The sequence below is a fragment of the Streptomyces sp. NPDC002018 genome, from assembly GCF_042890865.1.
Taxonomy (GTDB): Bacteria; Actinomycetota; Actinomycetes; order Streptomycetales; family Streptomycetaceae; genus Streptomyces.
Window position 1 is genome coordinate 668920 of record NZ_JBIASO010000001.1, and the last position, 15811, is coordinate 684730.

The following is a 15811-nucleotide window of genomic DNA, read 5'->3' on the forward strand; positions in this document are numbered from 1 at the left end:
CGACGGACGGGACCACTCGAAGAATCCGACAAATGATGACAGAGTGTCCACATGGCTGAACGGGCAGCGGGTCCGCTGCGGCTCGCCGACGACTGGCCCGCCCGGCCGGACCTCAGCCTCTTCCTGAACGGGATGGGCACCTTCGACTGGGACCTCGACAGCGGACTGATGCACCTGGACGCGACCGCCCTGAAGGTGTTCGGCCTCCGGCCCGACGAGTACGACGGCCGGCCCCGCACCCTCGCGACCCGGATCCCGCGCGAGGAGAGCGCCCGGCTGGACGCGGTGGTGTCACGGGCGCTCAGCGACGGCAGCACCGGGTACGGCGCGTACTTCCGGGTCCGGCTGCGGGACGGATCCACACGCTGGACCCACATCCGGGGCAGCATCCTCCGGGACACCGACGGCCGGGCGACACGCGTCATCGGTATCGTCCGCGACGCCGTCCAGGAACTCGCCGACTCCGCCGCGCGGGTCGAACTGGCCGCGGTGCGCCGGGTGCGGACGAGTGTCATCGAGGGCACCGCCGCCGCGCTCGCCCACGCCAGGACCGTCCAGGACGTCATCGACGTGCTGAAGGAGTCCGGCGGCCTCGCACACCTCGGCGCCACCGGTCTGGTCATGGGCCTGCTGGAGTCGGGGCGCATCCGTCTGGTCGCCGAGGGGCCCGAGGGTTCCTATGTGCCGGGGACGCGGATGACGAGGATCGACGAGGACTACCCGATGAGCGAGGTGCTGCGGACGCTGGCCCCCCGCTTCATCGAGTCGGCCAAGGAGTTCGCCGACTCCTATCCGGTGCTCTGGCCCCATATCAGCGGGCTCGGCATCAACGCCGCGGCCTATCTGCCGCTGATCGCGCAGGCGCGGCCCATCGGGGCGCTCGGGCTGCTCTACCGCGACAAGGCGGGATTCACCGCGGAGGACCGCAATCTGCTCGTCGCCCTCAGCAGCAGCATCGCCCAGGGCCTCCAGCGCGCCGTCCTCTTCGAGCAGGAGCACGATCTCGCGGAGGGGCTCCAGCAGGCGATGCTGCCGCGCCGGATCCCCGCCGTGCCCGGCGCCGAGATCGCGGTCCGCTACCGCTCGGCGCGGCTGGGCAGGGACATCGGGGGCGACTGGTACGACGTCATCCCGCTGCCCGGCGGCCGGGTCGGGGCGGTCATCGGCGATGTCCAGGGCCATGACACCCATGCCGCCGCCGTGATGGGCCAGCTCCGTATCGTGCTGCGCGCGTACGCGGCCGAGGGGCACCCGCCGGCCACCGTGATGGCGCGCGCCTCGGTCTTCCTCCATGAACTGGACACCGACCGGTTCGCGACCTGCACCTACGCGGAGGCCGACCTGTCCACGGGCATGGTCCAGCTCGTACGGGCCGGTCATGTCGATCCGCTGATCAGGCGGGCCGACGGCCACTGCCGCAGACTGCCGGTGCCGGGCGGGATGCCCCTGGGGCTCTCGGCGTTCTTCGGACGGCTCGACTATCCGGTCGAGACCGTCGAACTGGACCCGGGGCAGACCCTGCTGCTGTACACCGACGGTCTGGTCGAACTGCCCGGCGCGGATCTGGACGAGGGAATGCGGCTGCTGACCGCGCTGGTCAGGGACGGACCGCACGACCTCCAGATACTGGCCGACCGGCTGTGCGCGGTCGTGGACGAACGCGGCGGCGCCGACGATGTCGCCGTACTGCTGCTGCGGCGCGGCGGCGCCCGTGCGCCGAAGGCCGGCGGCCGCCTCCAGCAGGTGGTCCAGCGGGACGATCCGGAGGGGCTGCGCACCGCGCGGCACATGATCCGGGCGGCGGCGGCCGCCTGGGGCGCCGGGGAACGCGCGGACGAGATCGAGCTGGTCGCGGACGAGCTGATCACCAACGCGCTGCTGCACACGGACAACGGGGCGGTCATGACCGTACGCGTGCTGTCGGGCGCGGAACGGCGGCTGCGGATCGAGGCCGAGGACTGCTCCAGCGTCCTGCCGCACCGCCGCGACGCGGGCGAGTCGGGTGTCTCGGGCCGCGGGCTGCTGCTGGTGGACCAGCTCTCCGACGCCTGGGGGGTGGAGTCGCGCGGCAGCGGCAAATGTGTCTGGTGCGAGTTCGTCGTCCCGGACCTGCCGTCCCCCTGAACGGCCGTCACAGCGAAGGACCTGCCTCGTTCACTGTGGGTGAAGCGATCATACTTGACTGTAATCGACCATGAGCGACAGGTATGTCCCATGCCTCTCTCGCCGTGACCCGCCTTCTAGGATCTGGGGCCCCCTTGACCACCGAGCTGCTGGCACCTCTCGATCTGGCTTTCTGGCATCTCGAATCCGCCGACCACCCCATGCACCTCGGCGCGCTCGCCGTCTTCACCGCCGCGCCCGGGACGGCGGGCGGCGCGGGACTGCTGGAACTGCTCGCCGCCCGCGCCGCCGCCATTCCCCGGCTGCGGATGCGGGTACGGGACGTCTGGCTCCCGGTCGGCGGCGCCGCCTGGGCGGCCGACAAGGACTTCGACGTACGGCGGCACGTACGGCGGCTGCCGCTGCCCGAGGGGGAGTTCGCGGCGCAGGCCGCCCGGCTGGCGGGGGTGCTGATGGAACGTCCGCTGGAGCGCGGTATGCCGCCCTGGGAGATGTATCTGCTGACGCAGCGGGCGGCGGCCGGGGCGGTGCGGACGGCACGGAGTGCGGGAGCGGGTGACATGCCCTTCGCCGTCCTGGTGAAACTGCACCACGCCCTCGCCGACGGCATGCGCGCCGTGGCCATCGGCGCGGGCATCTTCGACCAGATCGCCGACGAGCGGGCGGCGGGGGCCCGCCGGGTCAGACCGGTGCCGCCGCGGTCCTGGCTGCCGGGTCCCTGGCAGGTGGCGGGGCTGGCCAGGGGCCGGATCGAGGAGCTGGGCCGCGCGGTCGGCATCGGTGCCTCCGTCGTACGGGCCAGCAGGCTCGACCCGCGCGGTATGCCCGCGCTGACGGCGGGATCCAGCGGCACCCGCAGGCTCGCCACCGCCGTGCTCGATCTGGAGGACATCCAGCGGATCCGCAGGGTGGCGGGCGGCACCCCCAACGACATCCTGCTGGCGACCGTGACCGGGGCGCTGCGGCGCTGGATGCTCGCACGGGACGAGCGGCTGCCCGCCGCGCCCCCGCGTGCCCTCGTACCGGTCTCCCGGCGCCGTCCCGGCAGCCCGCCGGGGGCCGGCAACAAACTCTCCGCGTATCTGCTCGCGCTGCCGGTCGCCGAGGCCGATCCCCGGGTCCGGCTGGCCCTCGTCCGCCGGGGGATGCTCCGCAACAAGTCCGACGGGCCCTCGCGCGGCGCGGGCGCGGTCGCCGTGCTCGCGGACCAGCTTCCGCCGCTGGCGCACCGGCTCGGGGCGCCGCTGGCGGGCAGCGCGGCCAGAATGCTCTTCGACATCCTGGTGACCAGCGTGCCGCTGCCGCGCTCCACGCTCTCGCTGGGCGGCTGCCCGCTGCGCGAGGTGTATCCGATGGCTCCGCTGGCGCGCGGGCAGTCCCTGGCGGTGGCGCTGACGACCTACGGCGGGCGGGTGCATGTGGGACTGGTCGCCGACGGCAAGGCCGTACCGGACCTGGATCTGCTGGCGCGCGGGATGACCGATGAACTGGAGGAGCTTCTCCGGGTCGAGAGCAGATAGGGTCGGGGCCCGATAGGTCGGACAGCTCATTCACGCGGAACCCCAGAAAGCTGCTCCAGAGGTGTTGACGGCACTCAGTCATCCGATGAATATTCGTCGTGATCGACGACAGAACGGTGGGCGTCGGCACATGGGGAGGCGGCGGCGGTATGCGGCACACCACGCTCGGACGCGGTGCGGTCCGAGTGACGGAACTGTCCTTCGGGGCGGCCGGGATCGGCAATCTCTACACCCCGGTCGAACCCGCGCGGGCCACGGCGGCGGTCGACGCGGCCTGGGACGCGGGCATCCGGTACTTCGACACGGCGCCGCACTACGGACTCGGGCTCTCCGAGCGGCGGCTCGGCGAGGCGCTGCGCGACCGGCCGCGCGACGCGTACACCCTCTCCACCAAGGCCGGCCGGCTGCTCGAACCGGTCCCGGGGACCGGTCCCGCCGGTGACGATCTGGCCCATGGCTTCGCCGTACCGGCCACGCACCGCCGGGTCTGGGACTTCAGCGCCGACGGCGTACGGCGCTCCCTCGACGCCAGTCTCACGCGCCTCGGTCTCGACCGGATCGACATCGTCTATCTGCACGACCCCGACGACCACGCCGAGGAAGCCTTCCACCAGGCGTATCCGGCGCTGGAACGGCTGCGCGCCGAAGGCGTCGTCGGTGCCATCGGCGCCGGGATGAACCAGACCGCCATGCTCACCCGCTTCCTCCGCGACACCGACGCCGATGTCGTCCTGTGCGCGGGCCGCTTCACCCTGCTCGACCAGTCGGCCCTCGCCGACCTGCTGCCCGAGGCAGCCGCCCGCGGCAGGAGCGTCGTCGTCGGCGGGGTCTTCAACTCCGGGCTGCTCGCCGATCCGCGCCCCGGCGCGACCTACGACTACACCGCGGCGCCGCCCGCCCTGCTCGACCGTGCCCTGCGGATGGACGCCGTGACCCGGCGGTACGGAGTCCCGCTGCGCGCCGCGGCGCTGCACTACCCCCTGCGCCATCCGGCGGTGGCCAGCGTGCTGGTGGGTACCCGGTCAGAGGCGGAGGTACGGGACGCGGCCGAACTGGCCGCCCGTACCGTCCCCGACGACCTCTGGGCCGAACTGCGCGCCGAGGGACTGCTGAGCGAGGAGCCGCCGGCCGCGGGACGGCCGGCCGAGGACGGAGCGCTGTCATGAGGGTCGCCCTGCACACCACGGTCCGCGCCGACCGTGTCGAGGAGTACGAGGCCGCGCACCGCGAGGTGCCCGCCGAACTCACCGCCGCGATCCGCGCCGCGGGCGCCACCTCCTGGACGATCTGGCGCAGCGGCACCGATCTCTTCCACCTGCTGGAGTGCGCGGACTATCCGCGTCTGCTCGCCGAGCTGGACCAGCTCCCCGTCAATGTCGCCTGGCAGGCCAGAATGGCCGGGCTGCTCGATGTCCGGCACGACTACTCCGCGGCCGGCGCCGATGCCGGACTGCCCGTCGTCTGGGAGCTGTGACCCCCGATGCCCCCGCTGAACGCCGTCGACGCCCACCATCACATCTGGGATCTGTCCGTACGCGACCAGGACTGGATCACCGGCCCCGCGCTGGCCCCGATCCGCCGGAACTTCACCCTCGACGACCTGGCCCCGGAGGCACACGCCGCGGGCGTCACGGCCACCGTGCTCGTCCAGACCGTCTGCGTCCCCGAGGAGACCCCCGAGTTCCTCGCCGCCGCCCACGGCAGCGACCTGGTCGCGGGCGTCGTCGGCTGGACCGATCTCACCGCGCCGGGGGTCGCCGACACCCTCGCCGCACTGCGTGAACTGCCCGGCGGCGACCGGCTGGTGGGGATACGCCACCAGGTGCAGGGCGAACCCGATCCGCGGTGGCTGCTGCGTCCCGACGTACAGCGCGGTCTGGCGGCCGTCGCCGAGGAGGGGCTCGCGTACGACCTGGTCGTCCTGCCGCACCAGTTGCCCGCCGCGGCGGAGGCGGCCGAGCTGCTGCCGCATCTCACCTTCGTCCTCGACCATCTCGGCAAACCGCCGATCGCGGAGGGCGCGCTCGAACCCTGGGCCGGACACATCAGAGCGCTGGCCGACCGTCCCAACACCGTCTGCAAACTCTCCGGCATGATCACCGAAGCCGACTGGGACTCCTGGACGGCCAACGGACTGCGCCCGTACGCGGACACCGTGCTCGACGCCTTCGGGCCCGGCCGGCTGATGTTCGGCTCCGACTGGCCCGTGTGCCGGCTGGCCGGCACCTACGGCGAGGTGCTCGACGCGGCCCGGGTGGTGACCGACGGACTGAGCCAGGACGAGCGGGACGAGGTGTTCGCGGCCACCGCGCGGCGCGTCTACGGACTGTGAGGCGGGCCGTGCGGGGCGCCGGGGCCGGTGGTCGGGCGGGTGAGGGACGCCGGGGCCGGAGGTCGGGCGGTGCGGGACGCCGGGGCCGGCGGCGCGGAGGGTGGGCCCGTCAGTCCCCGTCCAGCGCCCGCCGTACCGCCTCGGGATACGGGTCCATGCCCAGCAGCGCGGTGACCGAGCCGGTGGCCAGCCGGTGCCAGGTGCCCGCCCGGCGCAGCATCGCGTGATCGCCGCCCGGCAGCAGGACAGCGCAGGCCTCCGCGCCCGCCCGCCGGGCGCGGGCCGCCAGGGCGACGCTCTCGCGCGGATCCGTCACCCGGTCGCGCCCGCCGTGCAGCAGGACCGCCCGGCGGCCCGCGAGCTGCTCCACCGGTTCGCCCGGCGGGCACCAGGGGGCGAGCCCCACCACCCCGCTCACCCGGTCGTGTCCCGCCACGGCCAGGGCGGCCCGGCCCCCCATGGAGTGTCCGACGAGCACCACCGGGACCGGCCCCGCGAGCTGCTCCAGCTCGTCGAGCGCCCGGCGCGCGTCACGGGCCGCGTCGGCGCGCCCGCCGTTCCACCCCTGGTACCGGTAGCGCACCCGGCCGACCACCACGTCGTATCCGTCCGTGGCCCGCAGTACCGCCCGGGTGAAGGGCCACATCCGTACCCCCGGCGCGTTCACCCGGCCCGGCGGCCGCTCGCCCTCCGAGCGTCCGCCGTGCAGCACCAGGACGGCGGCGCGGGGCCGCGGCGAGGTCCTGTCCAGGACCAGGGCCGACTGAACGGCTGCTCGGCGATCGCTCACGGACACGTGGGGGCCTTTCTGCCGACGGGTGGGGCCCACACGGGGCGCCCCTGTGACGAGTGATACGGAGCCGGACGGGCCGCGGCCTGCCCGCCCGCCGGTGACCTACGGCTCACCGGGCATACGCACGGGGACTGCGGCACGCTGGACGCATGCCGGAAGTACCCGAGGTCGAAGCGCTGCGTGAGTTCCTCGACGACCAGCTCGTGGGCAGGGAGATCGCCCGTGTCCTGCCCCTGACGGTCAACGCGCTCAAGACCTATGATCCACCGCTCTCCGCCCTGGAGGGCGCCACCGTCACCGCCGTCGCCCGTCACGGCAAGTATCTCGACATCGTCGCGGGCGACGCCGACGGCGGCACGGGGCTCCATCTCGCCGTCCATCTCGCACGGGCGGGCTGGCTCCGCTGGAAGGACTCGTTCCCGCCGCAGCCGCCCCGGCCGGGGAAGGGACCGCTCGCGCTGCGGGTCGAGCTCACCGGGGGAGACGGATTCGACCTGACCGAGGCGGGCACCACCAAACGGCTCGCCGTCCATCTCGTCCGTGACCCGGCCCAGGTGCCGGGCATCGAACGGCTCGGGCCCGACCCGCTCGACGACTCCTTCGACCGCGCCGCGTTCGCCCGGCTGCTCGCCGGTGAACGGCGGCAGATCAAGGGCGCGCTGCGGGACCAGCGCCTGATCGCCGGGATCGGCAACGCCTACAGCGACGAGATCCTGCATGCCGCCAAGATGTCCCCGTTCAAGCCCGTCAGGAATCTCTCCGAGGACGAGATCACCCTCCTCTACGAAGCACTGCGGTCCACCCTGCGCGAGGCCGTCGAGCGTTCGCGCGGGGTGGCCGCCGGGCGGCTCAAGGCGGAGAAGAAGAGCGGACTGCGGGTGCACGGCCGTACCGGCGAGGCCTGCCCGGTCTGCGGGGACACCGTCCGGGAGGTCTCCTTCAGCGACTCCTCGCTCCAGTACTGCCCCACCTGCCAGACCGGCGGCACACCGCTCGCCGACCGCAGGATGTCCCGGCTGCTCAAGTAGCGGGACGCTCCGTACGGTCCGGCCGTCCGCCGATCGTCACCAGCCGTCGGCCGTCCGCGGTCAGCACCTCGAAGTGGTCGATCTGGCCGGGGCGCAGCGCCGCCCCGCCCCGGGTGACCAGCGCCGCCCCGTCCTCGGGGCGCGCGGCCCAGGTCGTCACGGTCTCCCGCGAACCGTCCAGCCCCACCGCGACCAGGGCGCAGACGCCGGAGGCGCCCGGCCGCACCAGCTCCAGGCCCACATCCGTGCCCCAGCCCGTCTCCGCGGCGGTGACCACGGCCGCCGTCCCCGTCGCCCCGTCCGACGCGGTCCACCGTACGGCCGCTCCCGCGCCCGGATCCGGCCCCGGGGCCGCGCGCAGGACGGCGAGCGGCCCGCCCACCACGAGCACCGCCGCCGCGGCCACCAGCACCAGCCGCCGCCCCCGCCCGCGCCGTCGGGCGGCGGCCGTGCGCGCCAGCAGCCCGGCCAGCAGCTCCGGGCTCGCGGCGGCGAACGGCGCCACCTCGGCGGGGGTCCGCCGCGCGTACTCGTCGAGCTGCGCCTTCACACCGCCGAGGTCCGCCAGCAGCAGGGTGCACCGGGGGCACTCCATGAGGTGGTCCTCGAAGCGGAAGGCGTCCGCGGCGTCGAGCACGCCCAGCGTGTAGGCGCCGACATCACGATGGAGGTCCAAGGTCCGCATGCCGTCTGGTACGCAGCGGAGCGCGGAATCATTCAAGCCGGGGAAGCCATTGTGTGTCCGAGGACCTACACTCCGGCGTCATGCTGCGCGTACTGGCCGTGGACGACGAGGAACCGGCTCTCGAGGAACTGCTCTATCTGCTCAGGGCCGACCCCCGGGTCCGCAGCGCCGAGGGTGCCACGAGTGCCACCGAGGCGCTGCGCCGGATCGGTGCCGCGCTCGACGCGGGGCCCGACGGCCCGGCCGCCGTCGACGTCGTCTTCCTCGACATCCATATGGCCGGGCTGACCGGGCTCGATGTCGCCAAGCTGCTGGCGGGCTTCGCCGAACCGCCGCTGATCGTCTTCGTCACCGCCCACGAGGGCTTCGCCGTCCAGGCCTTCGATCTGAAGGCCGTCGACTATGTCCTCAAACCGGTGCGCAGGGAGCGGCTCGCCGAGGCCGTGCGCCGGGTCGCCGAGCTGGTGGGCGAGCGCGGCCCCGCGCAGGCTCCCGCCGCCGATCAGATCCCGGTGGAACTCGGCGGGGTGATCCGCTTCGTCGCCGTGGACGACATCGCCTACGCCGAGGCCCAGGGCGACTACGCCCGGCTGCACACCGACAGCGGCAGCCATCTCGTACGGATCCCCCTCACCACCCTGGAGGAGCGCTGGCGGGCGCGTGGCTTCGTCCGGATACACCGCCGCCATCTGGTCGCGCTGGGCCGGATCGACGAACTGCGGCTGGACGCGGGCGCGATGAGCGTGCGCGTCGGTGACGCGGAGCTGGCCGTCAGCCGGCGCCACGCGCGCGCCCTGCGCGATCTGCTGATGCGACAGGGCGGGCGCTGACCAGGCCCTTCCCCCGGGATCGCCCGGCTGCGTACACTCCGGGCCCGGGTACAGGGCGGTTCCGGCGCGGCCACAGGGCGGCTCCGGCGCGGCCGGACGGGGAGGAGCGCGTATGACGGGGGAGTCCCGGCAGCCCGCGCCCCGGCGCGAGGTCGTCACCGGCGAGCCCCGCCGGGTGCGGCCGCTGCCCCGCTACCGCGCCCAGGCGGAGATCGAGGAGCAGACCGCGCTCGGCGACGCCTATGTCCGCTCCCTGATGCGCAGTCAGCTCCGGGCCGGGCTCTCCGCGTTCGGCGTGCTCGCGCTGGTCGTCGGCACCCTGCCGCTGGCCTTCGCCGCGCTGCGGGACGCGACGGCGGTCTGGGTGGTGCTCGGCTTCGCCGCCTATCCGCTGCTCACGCTGCTCGCCTGGTGGTACGTACGGCGGGCGGAGCGCAACGAGCGGGACTTCGCCCGGCTGGTGAAGGGCCGGCCCCTTCCGTGACCCAGAGCTATACGGTGACGGCCGTCGCCGTCGTGGTCCTCGCGACCGTCCTCGTCGGCGGCTTCGGGCTGCGGATCTCCCGTACCACCTCCGACTTCTATGTCGCCTCGCGCACCGTCGGTCCCGGGCTCAACGCCGCCGCGATCAGCGGCGAGTACCTCTCCGCCGCCTCCTTCCTCGGAGTCGCGGGCCTGGTGCTGCTGCACGGCCCCGACATGCTCTGGTATCCGGTCGGCTACACCGCCGGCTATCTGGTGCTGCTGGTCTTCGTCGCCGCGCCGCTGCGCCGCTCCGGGGCGTACACGCTCCCCGACTTCGCCGAGGGACGGCTCGAATCGCGCGCGGTGCGCCGGCTGGTGAGCGTGTTCGTGGTCGGCGCGGGCTGGCTCTATCTGGTGCCCCAGCTCCAGGGCGCGGGGCTGACGCTGAGGATTCTCACCGGAGCGCCCGACTGGTTCGGCGGGGTGCTCGTCGCCCTGGTCGTGGTGGTCGCGGTCGCGGCGGGCGGGATGCGCAGCATCACCTTCGTCCAGGCGTTCCAGTACTGGCTCAAGCTGACCGCGCTGCTCGTGCCGGCGCTCTTCCTGCTGCTGGCCTGGCAGGGCGACGGCCGTCCCCGGGTCGATCTCGCACTGACGAGCGCCGTCGCGGGCCGCGCCGACCATCCGCTCTACGCGACCTACGGACTGATCGTGGCGACCTTCCTCGGCACGATGGGGCTGCCCCATGTCGTGGTGCGCTTCTACACCAGCCCCAACGGCCGGGCCGCGCGCCGCACCACCGTCTTCGTGCTGGCGCTGATCGGCGCGTTCTATCTGCTGCCGCCCGTGTACGGCGCGCTGGGCAGGCTGTACGTACCCGAACTGCCCCTCGGGGTGAACGCCGACGCCGCCGTGCTGCTGCTGCCGGAGCGCGCGATCGGCGGGCTGGGCGGGGCGCTGCTGGGCGCGCTCGTCGCGGGCGGGGCCTTCGCCGCGTTCCTCTCCACCGCCTCCGGGCTGACCATGGCCGTCGCCGGGGTCCTCACCCAGGATGTGCTTCCCTCGCGTGGCGTACGGCATTTCAGGCTGGCCACCCCGCTCGCCATGGCCGTGCCGCTCGGCGGCTCGCTGCTGGTCAGCGGGATGCCCGTGGCCGACTCCGTGGGGATGGCCTTCGCGGTCTCCGCGTCCTCGTTCTGTCCCCTGCTGGTGCTGGGCATCTGGTGGCGCCGGCTCACCCCGCCCGGGGTGATCGCCGGGCTGCTGCTCGGCGGCGGTCTGGCGTTCGCCGCCACGGTGATCACGGTGAGCGGGGTGGTGCGGTCCGGCTGGCCGCACGCGCTGTTCGCCTGGCCCGCGGTCTGGTCGGTGCCGGTCGGCTTTCTCGCGATGATCCTGGTGTCCCTGGCCACACGCGGCCGGATACCGCCCGGGACCAATGCCGCGATGACCCGGTTCCATCTGCCGGAGGCGCTGATGCCGGGCGCGCGCGGCGGTCCGGGGAGCGGTCCGGGGAGCGTGGGCGGCGGTCCGGCCGGTGTCCACGGCGCGGACGGTGCCGGTGGTGCAAGCGGTGTCGGCGGTGCAAGCGGTGTCGGTGGTACGAGCGGTGCCGGTGGTACGAGCGGTGCCGGTCATGCCGGTGGTGCCGGCGGTACGAGCGCTGGGGGAGGGGCCCGATGAGCGGCGCCGCCCTCGCCGTACTGATCGTCCTCGGCCCGCTGCTGCTCGCGGGCGGCTTCGTCCTCGGCCGGCGCACCGCGCGCCCCGAGCGGACCAGCGATGTCGGCACCCCCGTGGAGCACGCCACCTTCGAGACCCTGCACACCGCCTCGCTCGCCACCCCGCCGCTCAGGGCCGGGCTCACCGAGGAGAGCGCGCGCAAGGCGGCCCGCAGACTCCGCTCCCTGCTCGGCACCGACGCGCTCTGTCTCACCGACCGGGAGCGGGTCCTCGCCTGGGACGGGGTGGGCGAGCACCACGGCAAGCATGTGATGGACCATGTGCGGGGACTGCTGGACAGCGGCCGTGACACGGCCTTCGCCGGCGGCTGCGGCGACCTCGACTGCCCGCTGCGCTGGGGGGTGGCGGCCCCGCTCACCGTCGACCACCGGGTGCTCGGCACCCTGGTCGCCTACGCGCCGCGTGAGTCGGCCGTCCTGGCCAGGGCGGCGGGGGAGGTCGCCCGCTGGGTCTCCGTCCAGCTCGAACTGGCCGAGCTGGACCGCTCACGCACCCGGCTGATCGAGGCCGAGATCAAGGCGCTGCGCGCCCAGATCTCGCCGCACTTCATCTTCAACTCCCTCGCCGCCATCGCCTCGTTCGTCCGAACCGACCCGGAGCGGGCCAGGGAACTCCTGCTGGAGTTCGCCGACTTCACCCGCTACTCGTTCCGCAGGCACGGCGACTTCACCACCCTCGCCGACGAACTGCACTCGATCGACCAGTATCTGGCGCTGGTACGGGCCCGCTTCGGCGAACGGCTCTCGGTCACCCTCCAGGTCGCCCCCGAGGTGCTGCCCGTCGCGATGCCGTTCCTCTGTCTTCAGCCGCTCGTCGAGAACGCGGTCAAGCACGGTCTCGAAGGAGCCGTCACCACGAGCCGTATCACCATCAGCGCGCTCGACGCCGGAGCGGAGGCCGAGGTGGTGATCGAGGACGACGGTGTCGGTATGGAGCCGGAGCGGCTGCGCCGGATCCTGCGCGGCGAGGGCGGCGCGTCCACCGGGATCGGACTGCTCAATGTGGACGAGCGGCTGCGCCAGGTCTACGGGGACGAGTACGGGCTGGTCATCGAGACCGGGGTGGACGCCGGAACGAAGATCACCGTACGGATACCCAAGTACCGGGCGGGTGTACACGGCACCTGACGCACCTGACGCACCTGACGCACCTGACGCACCTGACGCACCTGAGGCAGCCTGGGCACCTGAGGCAGCCTGGGCACCTGAGGCGCCCGGGGCCCGTGGGACGCGGGAGGCGGCGCGGTGTCCGACGGGCCGGTGTGCCCGGTGCCCCGGCGCACCCCGCGCGTGCGGGCACGCGGCCGTCCCGGTCAGAACAGATGCATCGCGAGATGTCCCAGCGGCAGTCCGAGCTGCCAGGCCGGTGTCCATACCTGCGGCCCCTCCTCCTCTCCGTTCCTCTCGCACTCCGCCGCCCCGGCCGCCCCGGTCCCTGCGGCGGTGAACGGGTCCCCGCACGGCGGACCCACGGCGTCGAGATCGGCCGCCAGCAGCTCCGTCTCCTCCAGCCAGCGCCAGGCGGCGCCCGCCAGCTCCAGATCCGGGTCATGGCCGCGGGTGCCGGCCTCGAAGGCCGCCGCCTCCAGCCGGTCGAGCCGTGCGCAGACCCACTCGCGCCAGCTCGTGCCGTACGCCGTCAGCGAGCGCCACTCGTCCATCCGGGCCCCGACCCCTGGGGACCGCCGGCCGCCCACCGGGCCGTCGGAGAGAAAAATGGTCAGGGCCAGCGCGTCCCGGCCGGCCCGGTACTCCAGCGTCGTGGGCGGCATCAGATCACCGGTGCGCAGCAGCTCGTCGGCGATGTACTCGGAGTACATCCAAGCCATCGGCACCAGCAGACCGCCACCGCCTACCCCTTCGGTACTTTCCGGACGCATCGCTTTTCCGCCTTCCTTCCTTCCCCCGAAGCCTGCTTCAGGGAGCATTGAACCGGCGGCGGACGCCTCGCGTGGCCAGAAGGGCAGGATCGGACGGCGGACGGGAGCGGATTGTGACGGGTGTGGCCGGCGGTGACGCGGACGGCGGCGGAACGGAGGACTCCGGTGACGGAACGGCCGGTTCCGGCGCGCCGTCCGCCCGGGACTCCGGGCCGTGCCCCGAGCCACGCCCCGGTCCCCGGGACCCGCACGTGCGCACGCTGCTCGGCGCCCATGTGCTCGGGGCCCTCCCGCCCGGGGAGGACCGGCGGGTCGTGGACCATCTCGCCGGCTGCGAGCTGTGCCGGGCGGCCTATCTGGAGGTGGCCGGCATGCCGTCGCTGCTCGCGCTCTGCGACGAGGACGACCTGCTGTAGCCGGGCAGGGAGCGGCTGAGCGCCCGTAGCGCGTAGTACGAGCGGGACTTGACCGTGCCCTCGGGAATCCCCAGTACCCGTGCGGCCTCGCCGACGCTCAGCCCCCGGAAGTAGATCTGCACCAGGACCGCGCGGTGGTCCTGGCTCAGCGCCTTCACGGCCTCCCGTACGTCGAGCACCGCGACCGCGCTCTCCGTCAGATCCTCCGGGTCGGGCGTGGCGGCGAGTATCCCGTCACTGACCTCGCAGGGCCGGGCCATCCGTGACCTGCGGGCGTCGATCGCCAGCCTGCGGCCGACCGTGAACAGCCAGGGCCGCATGGACTCGAACGGCCCCTCGAAGGCCTCCGGGTGCTGCCAGGCCCGCACCAGCGTCTCCTGGGCCAGGTCCTCGGCGCGCTGCCGGTCGCCGTAGGTCAGTCCCAGCAGGAAGTTCATCAGGGCCGGGCCGTGTGCGCGCTGAAGCTCCTTCAGCGCCCGCTCGTCGGTCGTCTCCGTGGCCGTGGCGGTGGTCATCGTGAACGCCCTTTCCCGTCGGGTTCGCTGTCCTGCGGTGGTGCTGCCGCCTGCCGTATACGAGCGCATGGCGGCGCCGAGGGACAGACGGAACGCAGAGGTCTGCGACGAGCGGTCGCTCACTGCGACGAGTGGTGCGGTGAACGGTCCGGCGGGGGCGTTCGGTCCCTTTCTCCCTCCTTGTCGGCACGGTTACTTGACATCCAATTATGTGACTATATGGATTCATTGCGTCGATATCCCCGAATAACGGAGTACGGCCATGACCAAGCGCATGCGACAGGGAGCGATGGCCGCCGCCGCGGTGCTCCTCGGAACCGCGGCGGCCTGCGCGGGACCCGAGCGGCCCGCCACCCACGACCGTCCGCCGCACCACGGGCCCGCGGCGGACGGCGCCGCCCGGAAGGGCGGCTTCACCCTGGTCGCCACGGGCGATGTCCTTCCGCACGACTCCGTCATCGCCCAGGGGGAGGCCGACGCGGAGGACGACGGCTACGACTTCGCGCCGATGCTGGCCGCCGTGAAACCGGTCGTCTCCGGCGCGGATGTGGCGATCTGTCATATGGAGACCGTGTACGGCGAGGAGGGCGGCTTCTACAGCGGCTACCCGGCCTTCGTCTCCCCGCCGGAGATCGCCCGGGGGCTGAAGGACACCGGCTACGACTCCTGCTCCACCGCCTCGAACCACAGCCTGGACGACGGCGCCGACGGGGTACGGCGTACGCTCGACGCCCTCGACAAGGCGGGCGTCAAGCACGCGGGCTCGGCCCGCTCGGCCGCGGAGGCCATCCGCCCCACCCTGCTGAACGCGGGCGGCGCGAAGATCGCCCAGCTCGCGTACACCTTCGGCACCAACGACTACCCGTTCCCCGAGGACCAGCCGTGGGCGGTCGGTCTCATCGACGAGGACCAGATCATCGCCGACGCGCGGGCCGCGCGGAGCGCCGGAGCGGACGTCGTCGTGGTCAGCCTGCACTGGGGCACCGAGTGGCAGACGGAGCCCGACGAGGAACAGCTCGATCTGGGCAAGAAGCTCACCGCGTCCCGCAACGGCGGCCGTCCGGACATCGATCTGATCCTCGGCACCCACGCCCATGTGCCGCAGCCCTACCAGAAGGTCAACGGCACCTGGATCATCTACGGGATGGGCGACCAGATCGCCGGCACGATGACCAACGACGACGGCGAGGTCGACGGACGGGGCAACCACGGCTCGATCGGACGCTTCACCTTCGCGCCGCCCGCCGCGAAGGGCGGGCGCTGGCAGGTCAAGAAGGCCGAGTTCATCCCGCAGATGATGGATCTGGACACGCTGCGCGTGGTCAATCTGCCGGAGGCCGTACGACGGGATCCGGAACGGGACGACTACCGCGAGATCCAGTCGGACATCAGCGAGGCGGTCCTCAGCCGCGGCGCGGCGGCGGACGGGCTCACGATGGCCCGCTGAGGCTCCCTGGAGACCGCTGAGAAGCCCGGCGCGA

Annotated in this window: 16 protein-coding genes; 12 read left to right on the top strand and 4 right to left on the bottom strand. The window is 73.2% G+C overall.

Annotation, left to right across the window (positions count from 1 at the left end; genetic code table 11):
• Positions 1–51 precede the first annotated feature (51 nt).
• The 5 genes from ACFYYH_RS02910 to ACFYYH_RS02930 all read left to right on the top strand — a co-directional run bounded on the left by ACFYYH_RS02910 (position 52) and on the right by ACFYYH_RS02930 (position 5976).
• Positions 52–2124, top strand: coding sequence for a SpoIIE family protein phosphatase (locus tag ACFYYH_RS02910; protein ID WP_388544973.1), 2073 nt, complete (start codon positions 52–54; stop codon positions 2122–2124).
• A 134-nt stretch (positions 2125–2258) separates the two neighbouring features.
• Positions 2259–3644, top strand: a complete 1386-nt coding sequence (locus tag ACFYYH_RS02915; protein ID WP_388544976.1) for a wax ester/triacylglycerol synthase family O-acyltransferase — start codon at positions 2259–2261, stop codon at positions 3642–3644.
• A gap of 149 nt (positions 3645–3793) precedes the next feature.
• Complete coding sequence (locus tag ACFYYH_RS02920) at positions 3794–4810, top strand: aldo/keto reductase (RefSeq protein ID WP_388545326.1); 1017 nt, start codon at positions 3794–3796, stop codon at positions 4808–4810.
• Positions 4807–5118 (top strand): L-rhamnose mutarotase, encoded by a 312-nt coding sequence (locus ACFYYH_RS02925; RefSeq protein WP_388544979.1) that lies wholly within the window; start codon positions 4807–4809, stop codon positions 5116–5118. Before ACFYYH_RS02920 ends, ACFYYH_RS02925 begins: the two co-directional genes overlap by 4 nt.
• Positions 5119–5124: 6 nt before the next feature.
• Positions 5125–5976 (top strand): amidohydrolase family protein, encoded by an 852-nt coding sequence (locus ACFYYH_RS02930; RefSeq protein WP_388544981.1) that lies wholly within the window; start codon positions 5125–5127, stop codon positions 5974–5976.
• Positions 5977–6085: 109 nt separating this feature from the next.
• Here ACFYYH_RS02930 and ACFYYH_RS02935 read toward each other — a convergent pair whose 3' ends face one another.
• Complete coding sequence (locus ACFYYH_RS02935) at positions 6086–6766, bottom strand: alpha/beta hydrolase (RefSeq protein WP_388544984.1); 681 nt, start codon at positions 6764–6766, stop codon at positions 6086–6088.
• A 152-nt stretch (positions 6767–6918) separates the two neighbouring features.
• Between ACFYYH_RS02935 and ACFYYH_RS02940 the strand changes: the two genes are divergently transcribed.
• Positions 6919–7797, top strand: a complete 879-nt coding sequence (locus ACFYYH_RS02940) for an Fpg/Nei family DNA glycosylase (protein ID WP_388544987.1) — start codon at positions 6919–6921, stop codon at positions 7795–7797.
• On the opposite strand, the gene ACFYYH_RS02945 is transcribed toward ACFYYH_RS02940, so the two are convergent.
• A complete protein-coding gene (locus tag ACFYYH_RS02945) occupies positions 7790–8482 on the bottom strand; it encodes a zf-HC2 domain-containing protein (RefSeq protein ID WP_388544988.1) in 693 nt (230 codons plus the stop codon). The two genes, ACFYYH_RS02940 and ACFYYH_RS02945, sit on opposite strands and share 8 nt — an antisense overlap.
• 80 nt (positions 8483–8562) lie before the next feature.
• Here ACFYYH_RS02945 and ACFYYH_RS02950 point away from each other — a divergent pair, with 80 nt between their 5' ends.
• The 4 genes from ACFYYH_RS02950 to ACFYYH_RS02965 all read left to right on the top strand — a co-directional run bounded on the left by ACFYYH_RS02950 (position 8563) and on the right by ACFYYH_RS02965 (position 12647).
• Complete coding sequence (locus tag ACFYYH_RS02950; protein WP_388544991.1) at positions 8563–9312, top strand: LytR/AlgR family response regulator transcription factor; 750 nt, start codon at positions 8563–8565, stop codon at positions 9310–9312.
• Positions 9313–9487: 175 nt separating this feature from the next.
• A complete protein-coding gene (locus ACFYYH_RS02955) occupies positions 9488–9796 on the top strand; it encodes a hypothetical protein (protein ID WP_388545329.1) in 309 nt (102 codons plus the stop codon).
• On the top strand, positions 9793–11460 hold the full coding sequence (locus ACFYYH_RS02960; RefSeq protein ID WP_388544993.1) for a cation acetate symporter: 1668 nt from the start codon (positions 9793–9795) through the stop codon (positions 11458–11460). The genes ACFYYH_RS02955 and ACFYYH_RS02960 overlap by 4 nt, the downstream gene beginning before the upstream one ends.
• Positions 11457–12647, top strand: a complete 1191-nt coding sequence (locus tag ACFYYH_RS02965) for a sensor histidine kinase (RefSeq protein ID WP_388544996.1) — start codon at positions 11457–11459, stop codon at positions 12645–12647. Before ACFYYH_RS02960 ends, ACFYYH_RS02965 begins: the two co-directional genes overlap by 4 nt.
• 185 nt (positions 12648–12832) lie before the next feature.
• Here ACFYYH_RS02965 and ACFYYH_RS02970 read toward each other — a convergent pair whose 3' ends face one another.
• Positions 12833–13399, bottom strand: coding sequence for a hypothetical protein (locus ACFYYH_RS02970; RefSeq protein WP_388544998.1), 567 nt, complete (start codon positions 13397–13399; stop codon positions 12833–12835).
• 251 nt (positions 13400–13650) lie between these two features.
• On the opposite strand from ACFYYH_RS02970, the gene ACFYYH_RS02975 reads away from it, so the two are divergent.
• A complete protein-coding gene (locus ACFYYH_RS02975) occupies positions 13651–13815 on the top strand; it encodes a zf-HC2 domain-containing protein (RefSeq protein ID WP_388545000.1) in 165 nt (54 codons plus the stop codon).
• On the opposite strand, the gene ACFYYH_RS02980 is transcribed toward ACFYYH_RS02975, so the two are convergent.
• Entirely contained in the window at positions 13752–14330 is a 579-nt protein-coding gene (locus ACFYYH_RS02980) for a sigma-70 family RNA polymerase sigma factor (protein WP_388545003.1), read from the bottom strand. The genes ACFYYH_RS02975 and ACFYYH_RS02980 overlap by 64 nt on opposite strands.
• Before the next feature lie 262 nt (positions 14331–14592).
• On the opposite strand from ACFYYH_RS02980, the gene ACFYYH_RS02985 reads away from it, so the two are divergent.
• Entirely contained in the window at positions 14593–15777 is a 1185-nt protein-coding gene (locus ACFYYH_RS02985) for a CapA family protein (protein WP_388545005.1), read from the top strand.
• Positions 15778–15811: the final 34 nt, after the last annotated feature.